General features: G+C 44.5%; 14 protein-coding genes and 2 pseudogenes. 11 read left to right on the top strand and 5 right to left on the bottom strand.

Going from position 1 to position 15,727, the window contains the following annotated elements:
* A pseudogene (locus RH88_RS23475) lies at positions 1-141 on the top strand (catabolite repressor/activator); the annotation flags it as partial.
* Between the two features lie 59 nt (positions 142-200).
* Here the strand turns inward: RH88_RS23475 and RH88_RS17075 are convergent.
* From RH88_RS17075 to RH88_RS17065, 3 genes are all read right to left on the bottom strand, one after another.
* Positions 201-2,081 (bottom strand): methyl-accepting chemotaxis protein, encoded by a 1,881-nt coding sequence (locus tag RH88_RS17075; RefSeq protein WP_005598325.1) that lies wholly within the window; start codon positions 2,079-2,081, stop codon positions 201-203.
* A gap of 362 nt (positions 2,082-2,443) precedes the next feature.
* Entirely contained in the window at positions 2,444-2,962 is a 519-nt protein-coding gene (locus tag RH88_RS17070; protein WP_005598323.1) for a hypothetical protein, read from the bottom strand.
* An 88-nt stretch (positions 2,963-3,050) separates the two neighbouring features.
* Positions 3,051-3,425 (bottom strand): YgiW/YdeI family stress tolerance OB fold protein, encoded by a 375-nt coding sequence (locus RH88_RS17065; RefSeq protein ID WP_005598321.1) that lies wholly within the window; start codon positions 3,423-3,425, stop codon positions 3,051-3,053.
* Between the two features lie 179 nt (positions 3,426-3,604).
* On the opposite strand from RH88_RS17065, the gene RH88_RS17060 reads away from it, so the two are divergent.
* The 4 genes from RH88_RS17060 (at position 3,605) to modC (ending at position 7,694) form a co-directional block, all read left to right on the top strand.
* Positions 3,605-5,083, top strand: coding sequence for a cobyric acid synthase (locus RH88_RS17060; protein ID WP_005598319.1), 1,479 nt, complete (start codon positions 3,605-3,607; stop codon positions 5,081-5,083).
* Positions 5,067-5,855, top strand: coding sequence for a molybdate ABC transporter substrate-binding protein (modA, locus tag RH88_RS17055; RefSeq protein ID WP_005598317.1), 789 nt, complete (start codon positions 5,067-5,069; stop codon positions 5,853-5,855). The genes RH88_RS17060 and modA overlap by 17 nt, the downstream gene beginning before the upstream one ends.
* 67 nt (positions 5,856-5,922) lie before the next feature.
* Positions 5,923-6,585, top strand: a complete 663-nt coding sequence (modB, locus tag RH88_RS17050; RefSeq protein WP_050798518.1) for a molybdate ABC transporter permease subunit — start codon at positions 5,923-5,925, stop codon at positions 6,583-6,585.
* Complete coding sequence (gene modC / locus RH88_RS17045) at positions 6,582-7,694, top strand: molybdenum ABC transporter ATP-binding protein ModC (RefSeq protein ID WP_005598314.1); 1,113 nt, start codon at positions 6,582-6,584, stop codon at positions 7,692-7,694. Before modB ends, modC begins: the two co-directional genes overlap by 4 nt.
* A gap of 119 nt (positions 7,695-7,813) precedes the next feature.
* Here the strand turns inward: modC and RH88_RS17040 are convergent, their stop codons facing one another.
* Positions 7,814-8,251 (bottom strand): DUF3069 domain-containing protein, encoded by a 438-nt coding sequence (locus RH88_RS17040; RefSeq protein WP_005598313.1) that lies wholly within the window; start codon positions 8,249-8,251, stop codon positions 7,814-7,816.
* A 163-nt stretch (positions 8,252-8,414) separates the two neighbouring features.
* Between RH88_RS17040 and RH88_RS17035 the strand changes: the two genes are divergently transcribed.
* Together RH88_RS17035 and RH88_RS17030 are read left to right on the top strand one after the other, a co-directional pair.
* Positions 8,415-9,371, top strand: coding sequence for a GGDEF domain-containing response regulator (locus RH88_RS17035; RefSeq protein ID WP_040758008.1), 957 nt, complete (start codon positions 8,415-8,417; stop codon positions 9,369-9,371).
* A 39-nt stretch (positions 9,372-9,410) separates the two neighbouring features.
* Positions 9,411-10,391: a Solitary outer membrane autotransporter beta-barrel domain gene (locus tag RH88_RS17030; RefSeq protein WP_005598311.1), complete on the top strand. Its 981-nt coding sequence runs from the start codon at positions 9,411-9,413 to the stop codon at positions 10,389-10,391.
* A gap of 44 nt (positions 10,392-10,435) precedes the next feature.
* Here RH88_RS17030 and RH88_RS17025 read toward each other — a convergent pair whose 3' ends face one another.
* Positions 10,436-11,671 carry a GGDEF domain-containing protein gene (locus tag RH88_RS17025; RefSeq protein WP_005598310.1) on the bottom strand — a complete coding sequence of 412 codons (1,236 nt, stop codon included), beginning with the start codon at positions 11,669-11,671 and terminating at the stop codon, positions 10,436-10,438.
* 257 nt (positions 11,672-11,928) lie between these two features.
* Here RH88_RS17025 and RH88_RS17020 point away from each other — a divergent pair, with 257 nt between their 5' ends.
* The 4 genes and pseudogenes from RH88_RS17020 to pntB form a co-directional block, all read left to right on the top strand.
* Positions 11,929-12,300: a late competence development ComFB family protein gene (locus RH88_RS17020; RefSeq protein WP_040758007.1), complete on the top strand. Its 372-nt coding sequence runs from the start codon at positions 11,929-11,931 to the stop codon at positions 12,298-12,300.
* A 91-nt stretch (positions 12,301-12,391) separates the two neighbouring features.
* Positions 12,392-12,670, top strand: a complete 279-nt coding sequence (locus RH88_RS17015) for an HlyU family transcriptional regulator (RefSeq protein WP_005598308.1) — start codon at positions 12,392-12,394, stop codon at positions 12,668-12,670.
* Positions 12,671-12,964: 294 nt separating this feature from the next.
* Positions 12,965-14,518, top strand: coding sequence for a Re/Si-specific NAD(P)(+) transhydrogenase subunit alpha (locus tag RH88_RS17010; RefSeq protein WP_005598307.1), 1,554 nt, complete (start codon positions 12,965-12,967; stop codon positions 14,516-14,518).
* 15 nt (positions 14,519-14,533) lie between these two features.
* A pseudogene (pntB, locus tag RH88_RS17005) lies at positions 14,534-15,727 on the top strand (Re/Si-specific NAD(P)(+) transhydrogenase subunit beta); the annotation flags it as partial.

The following is a 15,727-nucleotide window of genomic DNA, read 5'->3' as shown; positions in this document are numbered from 1 at the left end:
CTGCCATTTAAAGTTAATTCGCTGCCCCAGCAGTTTGAAGTAATAGCGGATAGTGCACTCGCGCTGGCCCTGAATGCCGCGGCTAAGCGCTATGAAACCGGTGTTGAGTTGGTGCCGCGACAAATTAAGGTTCGAAATTAAGCGCAAAACGCCCCGCGAAAGCAGGGCGTTTTTGTGTCTAGCGACTTGCTAACTGGCCATTAGTGTTTGAACATCTGAACCTGGCGATTAAGGCGCATCGCGATAGATTGAAGGTCCTCTGCAACGGTACGGGAATTGACCGCTTCTTCAGACAGCTGATTGGAAACATCATTCGCCTGTTGAATATTTTTGCTTATCTCTTCCGTTACCGTGCGCTGCTCTGAGGCTGCGTTGGAGATTTGCATCGCCATATCTGAGATCTCTTGAATCGAGATGGTGATTTTTTCTAAAGCATCAGTGGCATCGTTGGCATCTTCAACACTTGAGGATGCAAGCGATTGACTACGGTTCATCGATTCTACTGCTTCATGACTGTTTTTTTGCAAACTTTCAATCATGTCACGAATTTCTACCGTTGAACTGTGAGTTCGTTGCGATAACACGCGCACTTCATCTGCGACCACAGCAAAGCCACGACCTTGCTCAACAGCACGTGCTGCTTCAATCGCTGCGTTCAAGGCCAACAGGTTGGTTTGCTCGGCAATATCGCTAATGGTTGAAAGAATGGTGTTGATCTCTTTTGAGTTTCGCTCGAGCTCGCTGATGGTATCCGATGCATGTTGCAACTGTGAGGCGAGGTTAGTGATAGACTCTTGATTGCGTTTTATGACCAATTTACCTTGGTCGCAATGTTCCGTTGAACCAAAAGCTGAATCTGCCGTTAAGCGTGCATTGCCGGCCACTTCCTCCGCTGCTGCCGACATTTCATGGACAGCAGTCGCAATTTGTGAGACTTCGTTAAGCTGAACTGAAAGGCCATCGCTAATTTCTGTCGCGACGCGGGTGCTGACTTTCGATTGTTCGTCAATACTCTGCGCTGATTGAGAGATATCCGTTACCACCTCTTGCAGCTTGGCGATAAAGGCATTGACGTGACCCGCTAACAGGCCAATCTCGTCTTTACTATCGACGGTTATACGTTTGGTTAAGTCACCATTACCTTGTGACAGATCACGCATTGACTCGCTCAGTGAATGAAGGGGAGCAAGAGCCTTTTTCACAATGAATAATGAAATAAGCGCAATAATGATCACTTGCATCAAGCCTAGAATCATCGACTGTTGAACCAACGATTGATGCGATTGGAAGGCATGATCTTTATCGATGACAATGGTGTAGTACCAATCGGTATTGGGCACCTTACGCACAGCCAGTAGCGAATCAACGCCCGAAATAGAGAGCGGTTGTAAATGATTAATTGACGAGAGCTCGACAATCTTGTTCATGGTTAAATCAGGCGAAATGCGATCAAGATTTTTGAGCGTCAAATCGCTATTGGCATGGCCAACGATATGGCCTTGGCTATTGACTAAAAATCCAAATACGCCCGCTTCATCGGACTCTACGATATCGTCTACTAGCGTACTGATCTCAACATCTGCACCAAGGACACCTTCAATACCGGCCGTATTAAATGGTTTAGCAATAGAAATAACCAGTTTTTGTGTGCCGATATCGACATAAGGCTCGGTGATTTGCATTGTGCCAGCCGCCATAGCCTCTTGATACCAAGGGCGAGTGCGAGGATCGAATCCATTTGCGTCAATTAGTGGCACACCTTGTAAAAACTGGCCATTCGCAAGTCCCGCGTACACAATTTGAAAATCACCTGCCTTAGTTAGGTAGGCTAGATAGGACTCTAGATCACCATTTTCTTTAAATACACCGGTAGCCGCATCAACAACTTTTATCTTGGCCGAAAACCAGTTGTTCATACTGGCGATGTTACCTTCTAATAAGGTCATACCGTACTGTGTTGTTGAGCGCTGAGTTTCGTCGAGAATTTGACGCCCTGTAAGATACGTTTGCGCTGCGGTCATCATGAGTACAGCTGTAACAAACGCGATAGTTAATTTTGTTTTTATCGATAATGCTGACATATACAACCTTTTCCCTATATCAACTGTTAAGCGCGCGGAGCATATCAGACAGCGTTCTAAATAAAATTTTAAATTCTATGAAAATTTGATTTAGGTCGAAAGAATAGCCGGTATTTATCTATACGACAGAAAAGAGTAATGAATATTTAACAATCTGCTCGCCATTATCTAGCGTAAATACGCGTCTAATTAGAAGTGGTAGAGGAAATGACTATTTATTTGAGTGGATAGTGTAATTGTCAGAATAATGACGAAAAGTTAGAGCTGAGCTGAATAACATCATCAAAAAAGCCCACGAATCATCGTAGGCTTTGAATGTAAAGTCACCTGTTTAACGGAATGTGTGCGCTTAAACGAAAGGTTTAAAACTGGAAGCGTACTGATAGCGCAAGCTGTGGACCGTAAATACCCGAATTACGTGTTTCAGCCGATAGCGAAAGCTGATCGGTTGAATGAAAACGAACGCCAGCGTGAAACACAGAACGTTCATCAAGAACACCAACACGTGTTGTTGCTTCAATCTGCGCTGCTAGCCATACCCGTAAACCAATATTGAACTCAGGAACGGTATTACGCTCTTTATGTTCATCTTCTGGGTAAGTAATGGTGTGCAAAAGAGCTTGACCAAAAACGTCAGCAAATTGGTTAATTGGCCCATTAAAACCAAAACCAGCAGCTAAGTCCGCATCCCCTTTAAATTGGCTATCTGCATGAGCGACAAAATGAACGCTTTCTAATAGCTGTTTGCTGACCTCGATACCGGAAAATTTTGGGTTAATTGCGGTACGAAATTCTAAATAGTTATAGTTAAAGTTATTAGCAAACGCAGGTTGCGCAAGCAATAAGCTGGCTAGCAAGCCTAAAAGCCATTTTTTGTTCAAAGTTTTTCTCCAACTGACAGCGGCGATGCTGAAAGGCCCACAAAATGTGGGCCAGATGTTGGTTATTTTACCTATTAATTTTATAGATTTACAGTACTTGAATACGATCTACCTCGATCTCGGGCGTATTGCCACCCTCAAACTCACCATATAGGCGAACTCGAGTTGTTGCATCAAGTGGCGCGGCAAGATGAACGTCATCATCAATCTCTATTTGAACTTCGGTATTACCATCGGTAAATATAAATTTATCGCTACTTAGTTGGCGTACAATGTTGCCTTCTACGACCACGTGTTGCTCGGTAAACATGTTGCTGTCAGCGACTAACTTTGTCATGTTACTTAACTCTACAGGGCCGTTGAACTGAACGCCGTCCGATATTTTATGATGTCCACCATCTGCGAGGGCAATGGATGGGATAAGAATGACAGCAGCAGCGATAGCTAAAATTGTTTTTTTCATAATAAGTTCCTTCATTGACGCTATTATGGCGATGTGCCTTTATTTGATGATGCTATTAAACAACACCTTAGGTGAATCAATGCTGAGCTAGGTATTCATTTTCAATTCATGTTTTTGTTAGAAATAGCCGCTTAAACTGGTTATCATCGCGAGAATCAAAATTCACAAGTCAATCCGTTATGTATTCAGCTTTACAAGCTCTAATGGTTCAGGGCACTACGTCTGACGCAGGAAAAAGTGTTTTAGTTGCCGGTTTATGCCGTGTTTTGGCAAGACGCGGCGTGCATGTTGCTCCTTTTAAGCCACAAAACATGGCCCTAAATAGCGCAGTAACCCAAGATGGTGGCGAAATTGGTCGCGCTCAAGCGGTGCAGGCGGCAGCTTGTAACGTAAAGCCAACGGTTCACATGAACCCAGTATTATTAAAGCCAAATTCAGACACCGGGGCACAAGTGATCTTGCAAGGTCGTGCTCTTAGTAATATGGAAGCCACGAGTTATCACGACTACAAGCGAGTCGCGATGGAAACCGTTATGGACTCGTTCAATAAATTACAAACCGAATTTGACTCGGTAATGATTGAAGGTGCTGGCAGCCCCGCGGAAATTAACTTGCGTGAAAACGACATCGCCAACATGGGTTTTGCTGAGCAAGCGGATGTACCGGTTATCATCGTTGCAGATATTGATCGCGGTGGTGTTTTTGCCCACCTCTATGGCACATTGGCACTGCTGTCTGAATCAGAGCAAGCTCGTGTAAAAGGCTTTGTCATTAACCGTTTCCGTGGCGATATCAAGTTACTCGAGTCTGGACTCGATTGGCTGGAAGAGAAAACGGGCAAACCGGTTATCGGTGTTTTGCCGTACTTGCATGGTTTCGATCTTGAAGCAGAAGACGCCATCAATAACGATCAAGCGGATAAAAGTGCTGCTAAGCTGATTGTTAAAGTGCCGGTATTTACTCGCATCAGCAATCACACCGACTTTGATATTCTCCGTCAAAATCCAGATATCGATTTACAATTCGTCGGCAAAGGACAATCTCTCAATGGTGCGGATGTGATCGTCTTACCAGGGACTAAATCCGTACGTGCCGATCTCGATTATCTACGTAGCCAGAATTGGCATAACGAAATTGCGCGTCATTTACGTTTTGGCGGCAAAGTGATGGGGATTTGTGGCGGTTACCAAATGCTGGGGATGCGCATTGATGATCCTCTCGGTATTGAAGGCGAACCGGGCTCAAGTGAAGGGCTTGGGTATCTAAATATAACCACGGTGCTTACTGAAGACAAAGCGTTGGTTAACGTGACGGGTAACCTCGCACTAAACGGTAAAGTCGCCAAAGTTAAAGGTTACGAAATCCACGCAGGGCGTAGTGATGTACAAGAAGCACAACCAATCACGTTAAATAGTGGCGCTCTCGATGGCGCGGTGAGCGAATCTAATCAAATATTGGGAACCTATCTGCACGGCGTCTTTGACCATACGGATGCGTTAACTCTTTTGTGTGAGTGGATGGGGCTAGAAAACGTTGCTATTGTCGATCATCATGCCAATCAAGAACGTGCAATTAATCGAATAGCTGATGCGATAGAAAAGTATCTAAAGTTGGATTTATTATGGCCAGAATTAGAGTCAAATGAAGTTACAAATTAAAATCATCGCGCTACTGGGGCTACTCGTCATGAGTTCCCCACTTTTTGCTGCAAGCAAAATCGCACCAGAGAAATTACGTATTTACGCAGCGTCGTCAATGACCAATGCGCTCAACAGCCTGATTAGTGATTATCGTGAGGCGCATGATGTGAGTATCGTCCCGATTTATGGTGGTTCTTCATCTTTAGCCAGACAAATAGAGCAGGGCGCACCGGCTGACATCTTTATTTCTGCCAATACTTTGTGGGTTGATCGTTTGATTCAGACCGGTGTTGTAACTCCGGAGGATGTGGCAGATTTTGCAAGTAATCAACTGGTTGTCATTGCACCGAGTGATAGTGATGTGATGCTCAATCCACTGCAGAATGAATCGTGGCAAACCGCGTTAAATGGTGAGCGTCTCGCGATTGGCCAACCTAATGCCGTTCCTGCCGGGATTTATGCTCAGCAAGCGTTAGAAAACATCGGTGTATGGTCTAGCGTTAAGCGCTCGCTTGCCCCAACCAATAATGTTCGAATGGCCTTAACGCTCGTCGAGCGTGGTGAAACGCCACTGGGTATTGTTTATCAAACCGATGCACAAGTGTCTGACAAGGTGAAGGTGATATATCGCTTTGAACCATCCACCCATCAATCGATTCGCTATCCAATGGTGACATTGTCTGATACGCCTGCAGTCAACAATTTCTCGAACTACCTCCAGACCGATGCCGCTCATAAAATTTTGCGCCAATATGGTTTTGAGGTGACGTCGGCACCCAGCAGCAATTAAGCATGATGGAAGAATGATATGAATAGGAGCGTAGGTCTTGTTATCTGAGTATGAATACCAAGCGGTAATGCTAAGCCTTAAAGTGTCGTTTTATGCCATCTTGTGGCTGATCCCGCTTGGCATCGGGATTGCTTGGTTATTAGCTCGAAAACAGTTTGTTGGTAAGAGCCTCGTCGATAGTATTGTCCACCTACCTTTGGTGTTACCGCCAGTCGTGGTTGGCTACCTATTATTGATCATGATGGGGCGGCAAGGCGCAGTCGGCGGTTGGCTCTATCAAACGTTTGGGCTTTCATTTGCTTTTAACTGGAAAGGGGCGGCATTAGCCTGTGTGGTCGTTGCGCTACCACTCATGGTCCGTTCAGTTCGACTCAGTTTAGAGAACGTCGATACAAAACTGGAGCAAGCGGCATCCACGTTGGGCGCTTCACCATTGAGGATATTCTTCACCATCACTTTGCCATTGACCATACCTGGTATCATCACCGGTGTTATGTTGTCGTTTGCTCGCAGCCTTGGTGAATTTGGAGCGACGATCAGTTTTGTTTCCAATATTCCAGGTGAGACTCAAACCATTCCATTAGCAATGTACACCTTCATTGAAACGCCTGGAGCTGAGAATGAAGCGATGCGTTTATGCATTATTTCCATTGTAATTGCACTGGCCTCTTTGCTGGCATCAGAATGGCTAACACGCCGTTGTACAAAACGTTTGGGAACTAAGCTATGAGTAAATTGGCCATCGCCTTTGAACAAACGTTAGGCAATAGCAACTTTGATATCAATGTGGAGCTACCAGCAAAAGGAATCACGGCGATTTTTGGTCGCTCAGGTGCGGGGAAAACATCGTTGATCAATGTGGTTGCGGGATTAACTCAGCCAAGTTCAGGACATATCGAAATCAATGGTCGCGTGCTCTACAGCTCAAGTAAAGCCATTAACCTGCCGACACGAGCGCGTCGCGTAGGTTACGTGTTTCAAGAATCACGCCTGTTTCCTCATTATCGAGTTAACGGCAATCTTCTCTACGGCGTTAAGCAACCTGATCATGAGTATTTCAACCAAGTCGTCGACCTACTAGAACTGCGCGCATTGCTGTTACGCTTTCCGATTGAACTTTCTGGTGGTGAAAAGCAACGTGTAGCGATTGGCCGGGCGTTATTGTCTAAACCGGATATCCTGTTGATGGATGAACCGTTAGCGTCGCTAGACTTACCACGCAAACGTGAAGTCTTACCCTTTTTGGAACATTTGGCAGACAACGTTAATGTGCCTATTTTGTATGTCACTCATAGCCTAAATGAAATATTACGCTTGGCCGATCATATTGTCGTGATTGATAAAGGTCGAGTCGTGAATTCGGGTTCAATTGAGAGTGTCTGGTCATCGAATGCGATGCGACCATGGCAATCGTTTACCGAGCAAAGCTCGTTGTTTGAAGCGCTGTTGGTCGAGCAGATTGAAGACTACGCGTTATCAGGACTCGAGTTAGCGGACGGTGTGATGCTGTGGGTGCAAAAAGTGGATGCAAAGATTAATAGCCGAGTTCGTCTGCAGGTTAGGGCGAACGATGTTTCGATCAATTTAGAAAAGCCTGCACGCAGTTCGATTCGAAATGTTTTACACGCTGAAATTGTCGAGATAGAAACACACAGTCACGGCAACACAAGGCAAAGCGTCTCGGTGAAACTGAAATTAGCGGAGAGTTGCTTTATGTGGGCCACCATTACCGCTTGGGCAAGAGATGATCTTCAGTTAGTGATTGGTATGAAAGTCTATGCGCAAATCAAAGGGGTGAGTGTGACTCAACGCGATATCGCCTTGTCACATGAACATTAGTCCCGCTTATTGTTGCCATACCTTGTTGTCATACCAGAGGGATGATATGCCGCGATAAAGAAACACAGGTATAAAAAAACGCCGCATTATGCGGCGTTTTTGATCTCTAAACGTAGAAATTACTTCGCGTATACGTCAGTAAAGTCACGTTTTAGAATTGGGTCACGACGAGCTTTCTTAAGCTGTTTAACCATATCTTTTACACAGTTGTGTAGAACTTGATCAAGTAGAGAAGCGCGGTAATCGTCTTTCTCGGCATCAGTCATGTCTTTTGGTAGGTTAAGAGTTGGGAACTCTTCCATTACATTTAGACCAGCGAATGCTTGGCTAACAGATACTAGTGCGTGAAATTGCTCAAAGTTATCTAGAATGTTTTGCGCACTTTTTGGTAATTCGTCCCAAGAGCCACGAACTGCTTCTTCAGAAACTTCATGAATAGATACGACCATTTCGTACATTGCTTCTGGAACACCATCAAATTCGATTACTTGACGAAGTTCTGCAGAAACGGTTGAAAGATCGACGATTTTTTTCTCATTCGGAGTTACGTCAGACATAGCGTTTTCTCTTTTAATTGTATATTCCGCGCTATGCTAGTTTTTCTGTAAAAAATGTCAACCTCAGTGGATGAATACAAGGTCCTAATGTATGCTTATTAAGCAACTGATTTAACAGATCGTTTCATAATAGGAATAGTGTGTGGAAAAAACAGGGTCTACTATGAAAATACTGCTCGTAGATGATGTACAGATGGAGCGCATGCAATTAGCCGTAAGGCTTAAACAGCTTGGTCATATCGTCGAGATGGCCAGTTCAGGTTCGATGGCTTTAGAGTTATATCCACAATTTTCACCCGATCTTGTTTTACTCGATATCACCATGCCGGATATGAATGGTTTTGAAGTCTCGGCAAAAATCCGTGAACAATATCCTGAATGGATCCCGATTATCTTTTTGAGCGGCCATGATGCACCGCAAATGATCGCCGATGCTATCGAAGCTGGCGGTGATGATTATTTGATTAAGCCCGTAGATAGATTGGTTCTCAAAGCCAAGCTCATCGCGATGCAACGTATTGCTTTTATGCGACGCCAATTAAATCAAAAATCGGCCGACCTTGCCAAAGCGAATCAAGAGCTAGAAAAACTGGCCAGTGAAGATGGTCTAACGAAGGTACGTAACCGTCGCGACGTTGACCAAAAACTCAAAGAAATGATTTCAGTACACGGGCGTCATGGTGTCTCTTTAACCGTAATATTATTAGATGTAGACTTTTTTAAACTCTACAACGACAATTACGGCCATATCGAAGGTGACAAATGTTTGGTTCAACTAGCGGCAGCGTTAAACAGTCTCTTCGTCAGGAATGGCGAAGTCGTTGGGCGTTATGGTGGTGAAGAGTTTGTTGTATTACTAGGCCATAGTGATGTCTACCAAGCTGAAATCCATGCACAACGGATTAAAGACTGTATTGCTGAGCTAAATGTGAGGCATGATTTCAGCAAAGTTGCTGATTTCGTTACGGTGTCACAAGGGGTCGTCAGCATACAACCCACTGGACGCGAAAGTATCGAGCAGCTTTATCACATGGCAGATTGCGCGTTGTATCAAGCGAAACATAATGGCCGTGACCACTACGTCGTGTATGACCCGTCGATGGAATATCAAGAGTCATAGTCAAACGACGTAATATAAGCTGATTTATCTAAAGTAAGCATGAAAAAAACGACCCTGATCGCAAGTGCATTGATATGTACTGCGCCGAGCGTGTCTGCACGTGAAGGCCACAGCGAAGTAAAATCATATTTAGAGCAGGCATTTTCTGCCGCGATCGTAATGACGGACAGTGACGTATTGACGCTGGGTGTCCACGATTTTGATCCTAACGAATGGCTCAATATTGATAATGAAAACCTTGGCTCTGCTGACTCAATTGATTTGCGTCAGCGTTTTGCGGTGTCCGCAATGCCATTCACTATCGATTTAAGTGAGGAAGAGGCGGTAAATAAGTCGCAACTATTTTTCCGTCTATCGGCATTAGTGTCTCGCCAGGACGTCGTGATTCGTGGTGTTGAAGAAGACGATAAACAGAGGGAAATGGTACTAGGTGCATTTTCAGCTTATCGCTACCAGTACCACATCGACAGTGAGTGGCAAGTCACGCCGGGTTTAGGTGTGCATTTGCAGTATTTTCGCAATGAACACAATTACAATTCCGCTGAGTCTAACCAATACGTTAAGCCTGCACTTGATGGCGTGGTATTTAATACCTCGGCATGGGCAGCAACGTTAGAGCCGCATGTGGAACTGAAATATAACCGAGAGCGTGATTGGGGCAGTTGGAACGCCACTAGTTCGGTTCACTATTTTTATGGTCGAGGTTGGGGTGAGGCAAACTATGGCGATGTCGGCAATCCACATGGTTGGTATGTTGCCAACGGCTTGGAAGCATTTTACAACATGACCAAATGGGGCAGAAGCGTACAATCTCTTTATTCGAGCATTAAGCGCATTGATCTTGGTGGTGACACTGAAGAACCTATGGGCACCAACTACTATTATGAGACATCGGTGGGCTGGCTGATGACACCACCATTTAAATCAAGTTGGATTGATAACATTGGTATCGGCTTTAACCTAAATTACGGTAGTCGCTTAAAAGGCGGCAGTATCGTATTGTTTTTCAATCAAGACTAACTTGAACGTCGCATAAAATCCGCTCAGCTTTTTTGATTGGTTGTCTATGCGGCTTTGACACAGTTTCGGCCACCTTTCTTGGCTTTGTAAAGCGCTTGGTCGGCCGATTTAAGCACCTTCTTTGTGTCTCGGTGTTCTGTGCTGTCGGCGACGCCAATGCTGATAGTTAGAGATACGGTATCTTTTTCTTTTTTACCACCGCGTTTTTTATGACCTTCTTTATTATCTTTAGGGCGGGTCGGGCGGTTCCTCAAGACCAATTCATACTCTTCAATGCTGATGCGTAGCGATTCCAAATAATCCCACGCATCATCTACCATCTTTCCTTTGAATAGAACCGTAAACTCTTCGCCGCCGTAGCGATAAACACGGGCGTTTCCGCCCACTTCACCAAGTTTAGTTGCCACTAACTTCAATACATCATCACCAGTATCATGACCATAAGTATCATTGAAGGATTTAAAGTGATCGATATCGAGCATCGCAATAGAGAATTTACGGCCTAAATGCTTCATATCCGACTCTAGTGCTAAGCGACCAGGAATGCCGGTTAACCGATCATTAAACGCAAGTTCATAGCTGGCCGAGATGAGGTAGACCAACAGTAAAATGCCCGATATGACATACATGGCACTGGAAACGAACGAGATATGAAAAAAGATAAACGTCACGGACGTGAGCAAGATAGCGGAATAGATAGCGGCGTCAATAATACGGTTTTGTCGCAGTACAATAATGGCACTCGAAAGAGATATGGCGACTAGGTATAAAACCAAGACAAACGGTAGACGAGAGATTTCAGGAATGACAAACAAGAATGTTTCACTGATATCGCTAAATCCGCCGGCATAAAAATGACTCAGAATAAGCTCACACCAGAGTAGGAATAAGCCTAAAACGCCAAGATAAATCAAAAAACCACGGCTTCTTACACTCGTGTCTTTGAACAGATAGATCATCATACACGCGATAGGCTGCAATAACGCTAATAAGGAAAGCTCTAAAAGCGTGGTACCTGTCGATAAAGGGCTTTGTAAACGAGTTTGGATAATCCAATAGGAAACCAACAATGCCGTCGCCACCATGGCACAACGACTTTGTTTAAATGCGTGACTTAAGGCAATTGTCGCGATAAATAGAATGTATGGGAGACTTGTGCTGACCGTCTCGTTAGCTTGGATTAAAGCAGAAACATTATTCATGCCAACGGCAATCATTAGTAACAGCAACAGCGGAAACGCAAATCGGAACCAATTTGACGTGACCAAAGAAAACGACATGTACTAGGCCTTTATCATGAAAGATGCAATGTTAACAACAATGAACAAGGATAACGTTATCTGATGATATTCCAAGTATTTTGGCTATTTAATCAGTGAAAAATGCGTAAGAGCGTAAACAATTGCGAAGATTCGCGCACAAATTGATGAGCTAAGCTAAAGTTTGAGCAACTAGGTTATTGCTATTAATTTGGTTTTAAAGCATTTTTATATGATACAGATGTAAATTAAGCAGCTTGTTTACGGGGGCAATGTGTATGCAGATAAGTGTAGATGTACACAATTACATGGAAACGTTGGTAGGGCAAGTCTTAGCCCAACCAGAGTACACCGAACATTTTGATAACGACCAGTTAGCCGATTTAGCGTGTTTGTCATTAAATCAATTACGGCCAGTATATATACGCCACGACATCGATTTTCTCGCCACCTTATCTGAAGATCGTCTGGTCATCCTTAAGAACTATGCTCATGTCGCTGTTGAAGCCGCGAAAACGATGATTGTTGATGACAGACGTAAGTTACGCCAAGATGATCTTCCGGTTATTTCAAGCCAATATCGTTTTGATGAAGACGCTGAACTTGAATGGTTTGAGAAACCATTGTTACCGACAAAATCGCGCAATTAAGGTGTATTTACCACTCGTTCCATGCCAAATTGCTATCGTGCGCAATGTGCCGTTAAAATAAGAGTAACAAGTAGATAATCAAGGAGTCAAAGTGGGGTTATTTTCTCGCTTATTCGGTAAAAAAACAGCAAAGGCAGAGCCTGTAGTTGAACCGATAGAATACAAAGGCTTTTTCATCTATCAGCAAGCAATCGCCGAAGGTGGGCAGTTTCGCATTGCAGGTAAAATCGAGAAAGAGATCGATGGTGAATTAAAGACGCATCGTTTTATTCGTTCCGATGTTTTGTCTAGCCGAGCTGATGCCGATGAATTCATGTTGAAAAAAGCGCAAATGTTTATTGATCAAATGGGTACTAATATTTTCGATTAGATCTCCCCGTACTTGATAGATGTCATACCTTGAAGAACCATTAGCCGCTATGCTGATGGTTCTTTTTTTGTGTCACAAAAGTAAGTAACTGTTTTTTTGTCCATTTTTTGCGACCTGGTTTGACCTCTGTTCAGGTTGAATGGTGTTGTTTCATTACACGCAAAATTGCAAAATAGGCCATCACTTTCGGTTATATGTAATGAAATTTTGTTTTTTTATTACAAAAAGCTTGAATTTCATACACCCGTTAGATAAAAACAGAATAATCATTGTGCCAATAGTCAAGGAATAGCTATGCAAATTGGTGTGCCAAAAGAAATACTCGCTGGCGAAACGCGAGTTGCTGCATCGCCGAAATCGGTTGAGCAGCTAATAAAACTGGGATTCGACGTGGTTGTTGAATCGCAAGCAGGGGCGTTAGCAAGTTTTGATAACGTCGCTTTTGAAACAGCGGGAGCTAAAGTCGTTTCTACAGAAGAAGCTTGGTCGTCAGACATCATCTTCAAAGTAAATGCTCCTATCGCTGATGCTGACAAAGGTGTCGATGAATTCGCGCTTCTTCAAGAAGGTGCAACCTTAGTCAGTTTCATTTGGCCGGCACAAAATGCTGAGCTTATGGAAAAGCTTTCAAGTAAAAACATCAATGTGATGGCGATGGATGCCGTTCCTCGTATTTCGCGTGCACAAGCACTCGACGCATTATCTTCTATGGCAAACATTGCAGGCTACCGTGCGGTTGTTGAAGCGGCGCATGAGTTCGGTCGTTTCTTTACCGGTCAGATTACCGCCGCGGGTAAAGTGCCACCAGCGAAAGTACTGGTTGCAGGTGCGGGTGTTGCAGGTCTTGCGGCTATTGGCGCAGCAGGCAGCCTTGGTGCAATCGTTCGTGCATTCGATGTTCGTCCGGAAGTAAAAGAACAAGTGCAATCAATGGGCGCTGAATTCTTGGAAGTCGATTTTCAAGAAAACTCAGGTTCAGGTGATGGTTACGCCAAAGAAATGTCAGATGACTTCAACAAAAAAGCAGCAGAGCTCTACGCCGAGCAAGCAAAAGATGTTGATATTATCGTTACGACCGCACTTATCCCAGGCCGTCCAGCGCCAAAGCTAATCACTAAAGAAATGGTCGATAGCATGAAAGCGGGCAGTGTGATCGTTGACCTTGCTGCGGCAAACGGCGGTAACTGTGAATACACGGTCGCTGATCAAGTGATCACCACGGCGAATGGCGTAAAAGTGGTCGGTTATACCGATATGGTTGGCCGTCTACCTACGCAATCTTCTCAGTTGTATTCAACTAACCTCGTTAACCTAATGAAGCTGCTTTGCAAAGAAAAAGACGGCAACATTGATATCGATTTTGACGATGTCGTTCTACGTGGTGTAACGGTTGTTAAAGCAGGTGAAGTGACGTGGCCTGCGCCACCGATTCAAGTCTCTGCACAACCTGAGCAAAAGCCACAAGCGGCAGCCGCGCCACAGAAGAAAGTGGACGAACCGGTCTCTCCTGTTAAAAAAGTGATTGGTTTAGGTGTTGCTTTAGCGACATTTGGTTGGATTGCCTCGGTTGCGCCAGCATCGTTCCTTGCTCACTTCACCGTATTCGTATTGGCATGCGTGGTGGGTTACTACGTTGTATGGAACGTTAGCCACTCGCTACACACTCCTTTGATGTCAGTAACCAATGCAATCTCAGGCATTATTGTTGTGGGTGCGTTGCTACAAATCGGTCAAGGCAATGGTGTGGTGACATTCTTGTCATTCATTGCGGTACTGATTGCCAGTATCAACATCTTTGGCGGATTTACCGTTACCAAGCGCATGCTTGAAATGTTCCGTAAGAACTAATAGGAGTTACAAGGAATGTCTGCAGGACTAGTACAAGCAGCTTACATTGTTGCTGCCTTATTCTTTATCATGAGCCTTGCGGGGCTATCAAAGCAAGAATCAGCTCGCGCCGGTAACTACTACGGTATTGCTGGTATGACGATCGCTTTGATTGCAACGATCTTTAACCCAGAAGCAAGTGGTACAGTATGGGTGATCATTGCAATGGCAGTGGGTGGTAGCATTGGTATTTTCTACGCTAAAAAAGTAGAAATGACTGAAATGCCAGAATTGGTTGCAATCTTACACAGCTTTGTCGGTATGGCAGCGGTTTTAGTTGGCTATAACAGCTACATTGATCCGCCAGCGATTGCAAACGCAGCTCTGATCTCACCGTCTGAACTCCATGCACACCATGTTATCCACCTCGTGGAAGTGTTCTTGGGCGTATTTATCGGTGCAGTGACGTTTACAGGTTCAATTGTTGCGTTTGGTAAACTGCGTGGTGTGATTTCATCTTCAGCACTAAACCTACCGCACAAGCACAAAATGAACTTGGCAGCGATCGTCGTTTCAACATTGTTGATGATCTACTTCGTTAAAGCGGATGGCAGCATGTTTGCGCTGCTCGTCATGACGTTAATCGCATTCGTATTTGGTTACCACCTTGTGGCTTCAATCGGCGGTGCCGATATGCCAGTTGTGGTATCAATGCTGAACTCTTACTCAGGTTGGGCAGCGGCAGCGGCAGGTTTCATGCTAGCGAATGATCTTTTGATCGTAACAGGTGCATTGGTCGGTTCGTCAGGTGCGATCCTTTCTTACATTATGTGTAAAGCAATGAACCGTTCATTCATCAGTGTTATCGCTGGTGGCTTCGGTCAAGAAGTCGTTATCTCGAGTGATGAAGAATATGGTGAGCACCGTGAAACCAACGCGGAAGATGTGGCTGATATGCTGAAAAATGCAAAATCAGTGATCATCACTCCGGGGTACGGTATGGCAGTTGCGCAAGCTCAATACCCAGTTCACGAAATTACAGAGAAACTTCGCGCCCAAGGTGTTGAAGTGCGCTTTGGTATTCACCCTGTAGCGGGTCGCTTACCTGGCCACATGAACGTGTTACTTGCAGAAGCGAAAGTACCATACGACATCGTATTAGAGATGGACGAAATCAATGACGACTCCCACAAACGGATGTTGTTTTGGTTATTGGTGCTAACGACACGG

Source organism: Vibrio scophthalmi LMG 19158 (assembly GCF_000222585.1).
Classification (GTDB): domain Bacteria; phylum Pseudomonadota; class Gammaproteobacteria; order Enterobacterales; family Vibrionaceae; genus Vibrio; species Vibrio scophthalmi.
The sequence above is the reverse complement of the archived record's forward strand: the minus strand, read 5'-3'. Positions and strand labels throughout refer to the sequence as shown.

Excerpts from the sequence above, each read along its gene's own strand:
- RH88_RS17075 (WP_005598325.1), bottom strand. The coding sequence starts at position 2,081 with ATGTCAGCATTATCGATAAAAACAAAATTAACTATCGCGTTTGTTACA.
- RH88_RS17035 (WP_040758008.1), top strand. The coding sequence starts at position 8,415 with ATGAAAATACTGCTCGTAGATGATGTACAGATGGAGCGCATGCAATTA.
- RH88_RS17040 (WP_005598313.1), bottom strand. The coding sequence starts at position 8,251 with ATGTCTGACGTAACTCCGAATGAGAAAAAAATCGTCGATCTTTCAACC.
- RH88_RS17010 (WP_005598307.1), top strand. The coding sequence starts at position 12,965 with ATGCAAATTGGTGTGCCAAAAGAAATACTCGCTGGCGAAACGCGAGTT.
- RH88_RS17060 (WP_005598319.1), top strand. The coding sequence starts at position 3,605 with ATGTATTCAGCTTTACAAGCTCTAATGGTTCAGGGCACTACGTCTGAC.
- modC (WP_005598314.1), top strand. The coding sequence starts at position 6,582 with ATGAGTAAATTGGCCATCGCCTTTGAACAAACGTTAGGCAATAGCAAC.
- modA (WP_005598317.1), top strand. The coding sequence starts at position 5,067 with ATGAAGTTACAAATTAAAATCATCGCGCTACTGGGGCTACTCGTCATG.
- RH88_RS17025 (WP_005598310.1), bottom strand. The coding sequence starts at position 11,671 with ATGTCGTTTTCTTTGGTCACGTCAAATTGGTTCCGATTTGCGTTTCCG.
- RH88_RS17030 (WP_005598311.1), top strand. The coding sequence starts at position 9,411 with ATGAAAAAAACGACCCTGATCGCAAGTGCATTGATATGTACTGCGCCG.
- modB (WP_050798518.1), top strand. The coding sequence starts at position 5,923 with ATGCTAAGCCTTAAAGTGTCGTTTTATGCCATCTTGTGGCTGATCCCG.
- RH88_RS17020 (WP_040758007.1), top strand. The coding sequence starts at position 11,929 with ATGCAGATAAGTGTAGATGTACACAATTACATGGAAACGTTGGTAGGG.
- RH88_RS17065 (WP_005598321.1), bottom strand. The coding sequence starts at position 3,425 with ATGAAAAAAACAATTTTAGCTATCGCTGCTGCTGTCATTCTTATCCCA.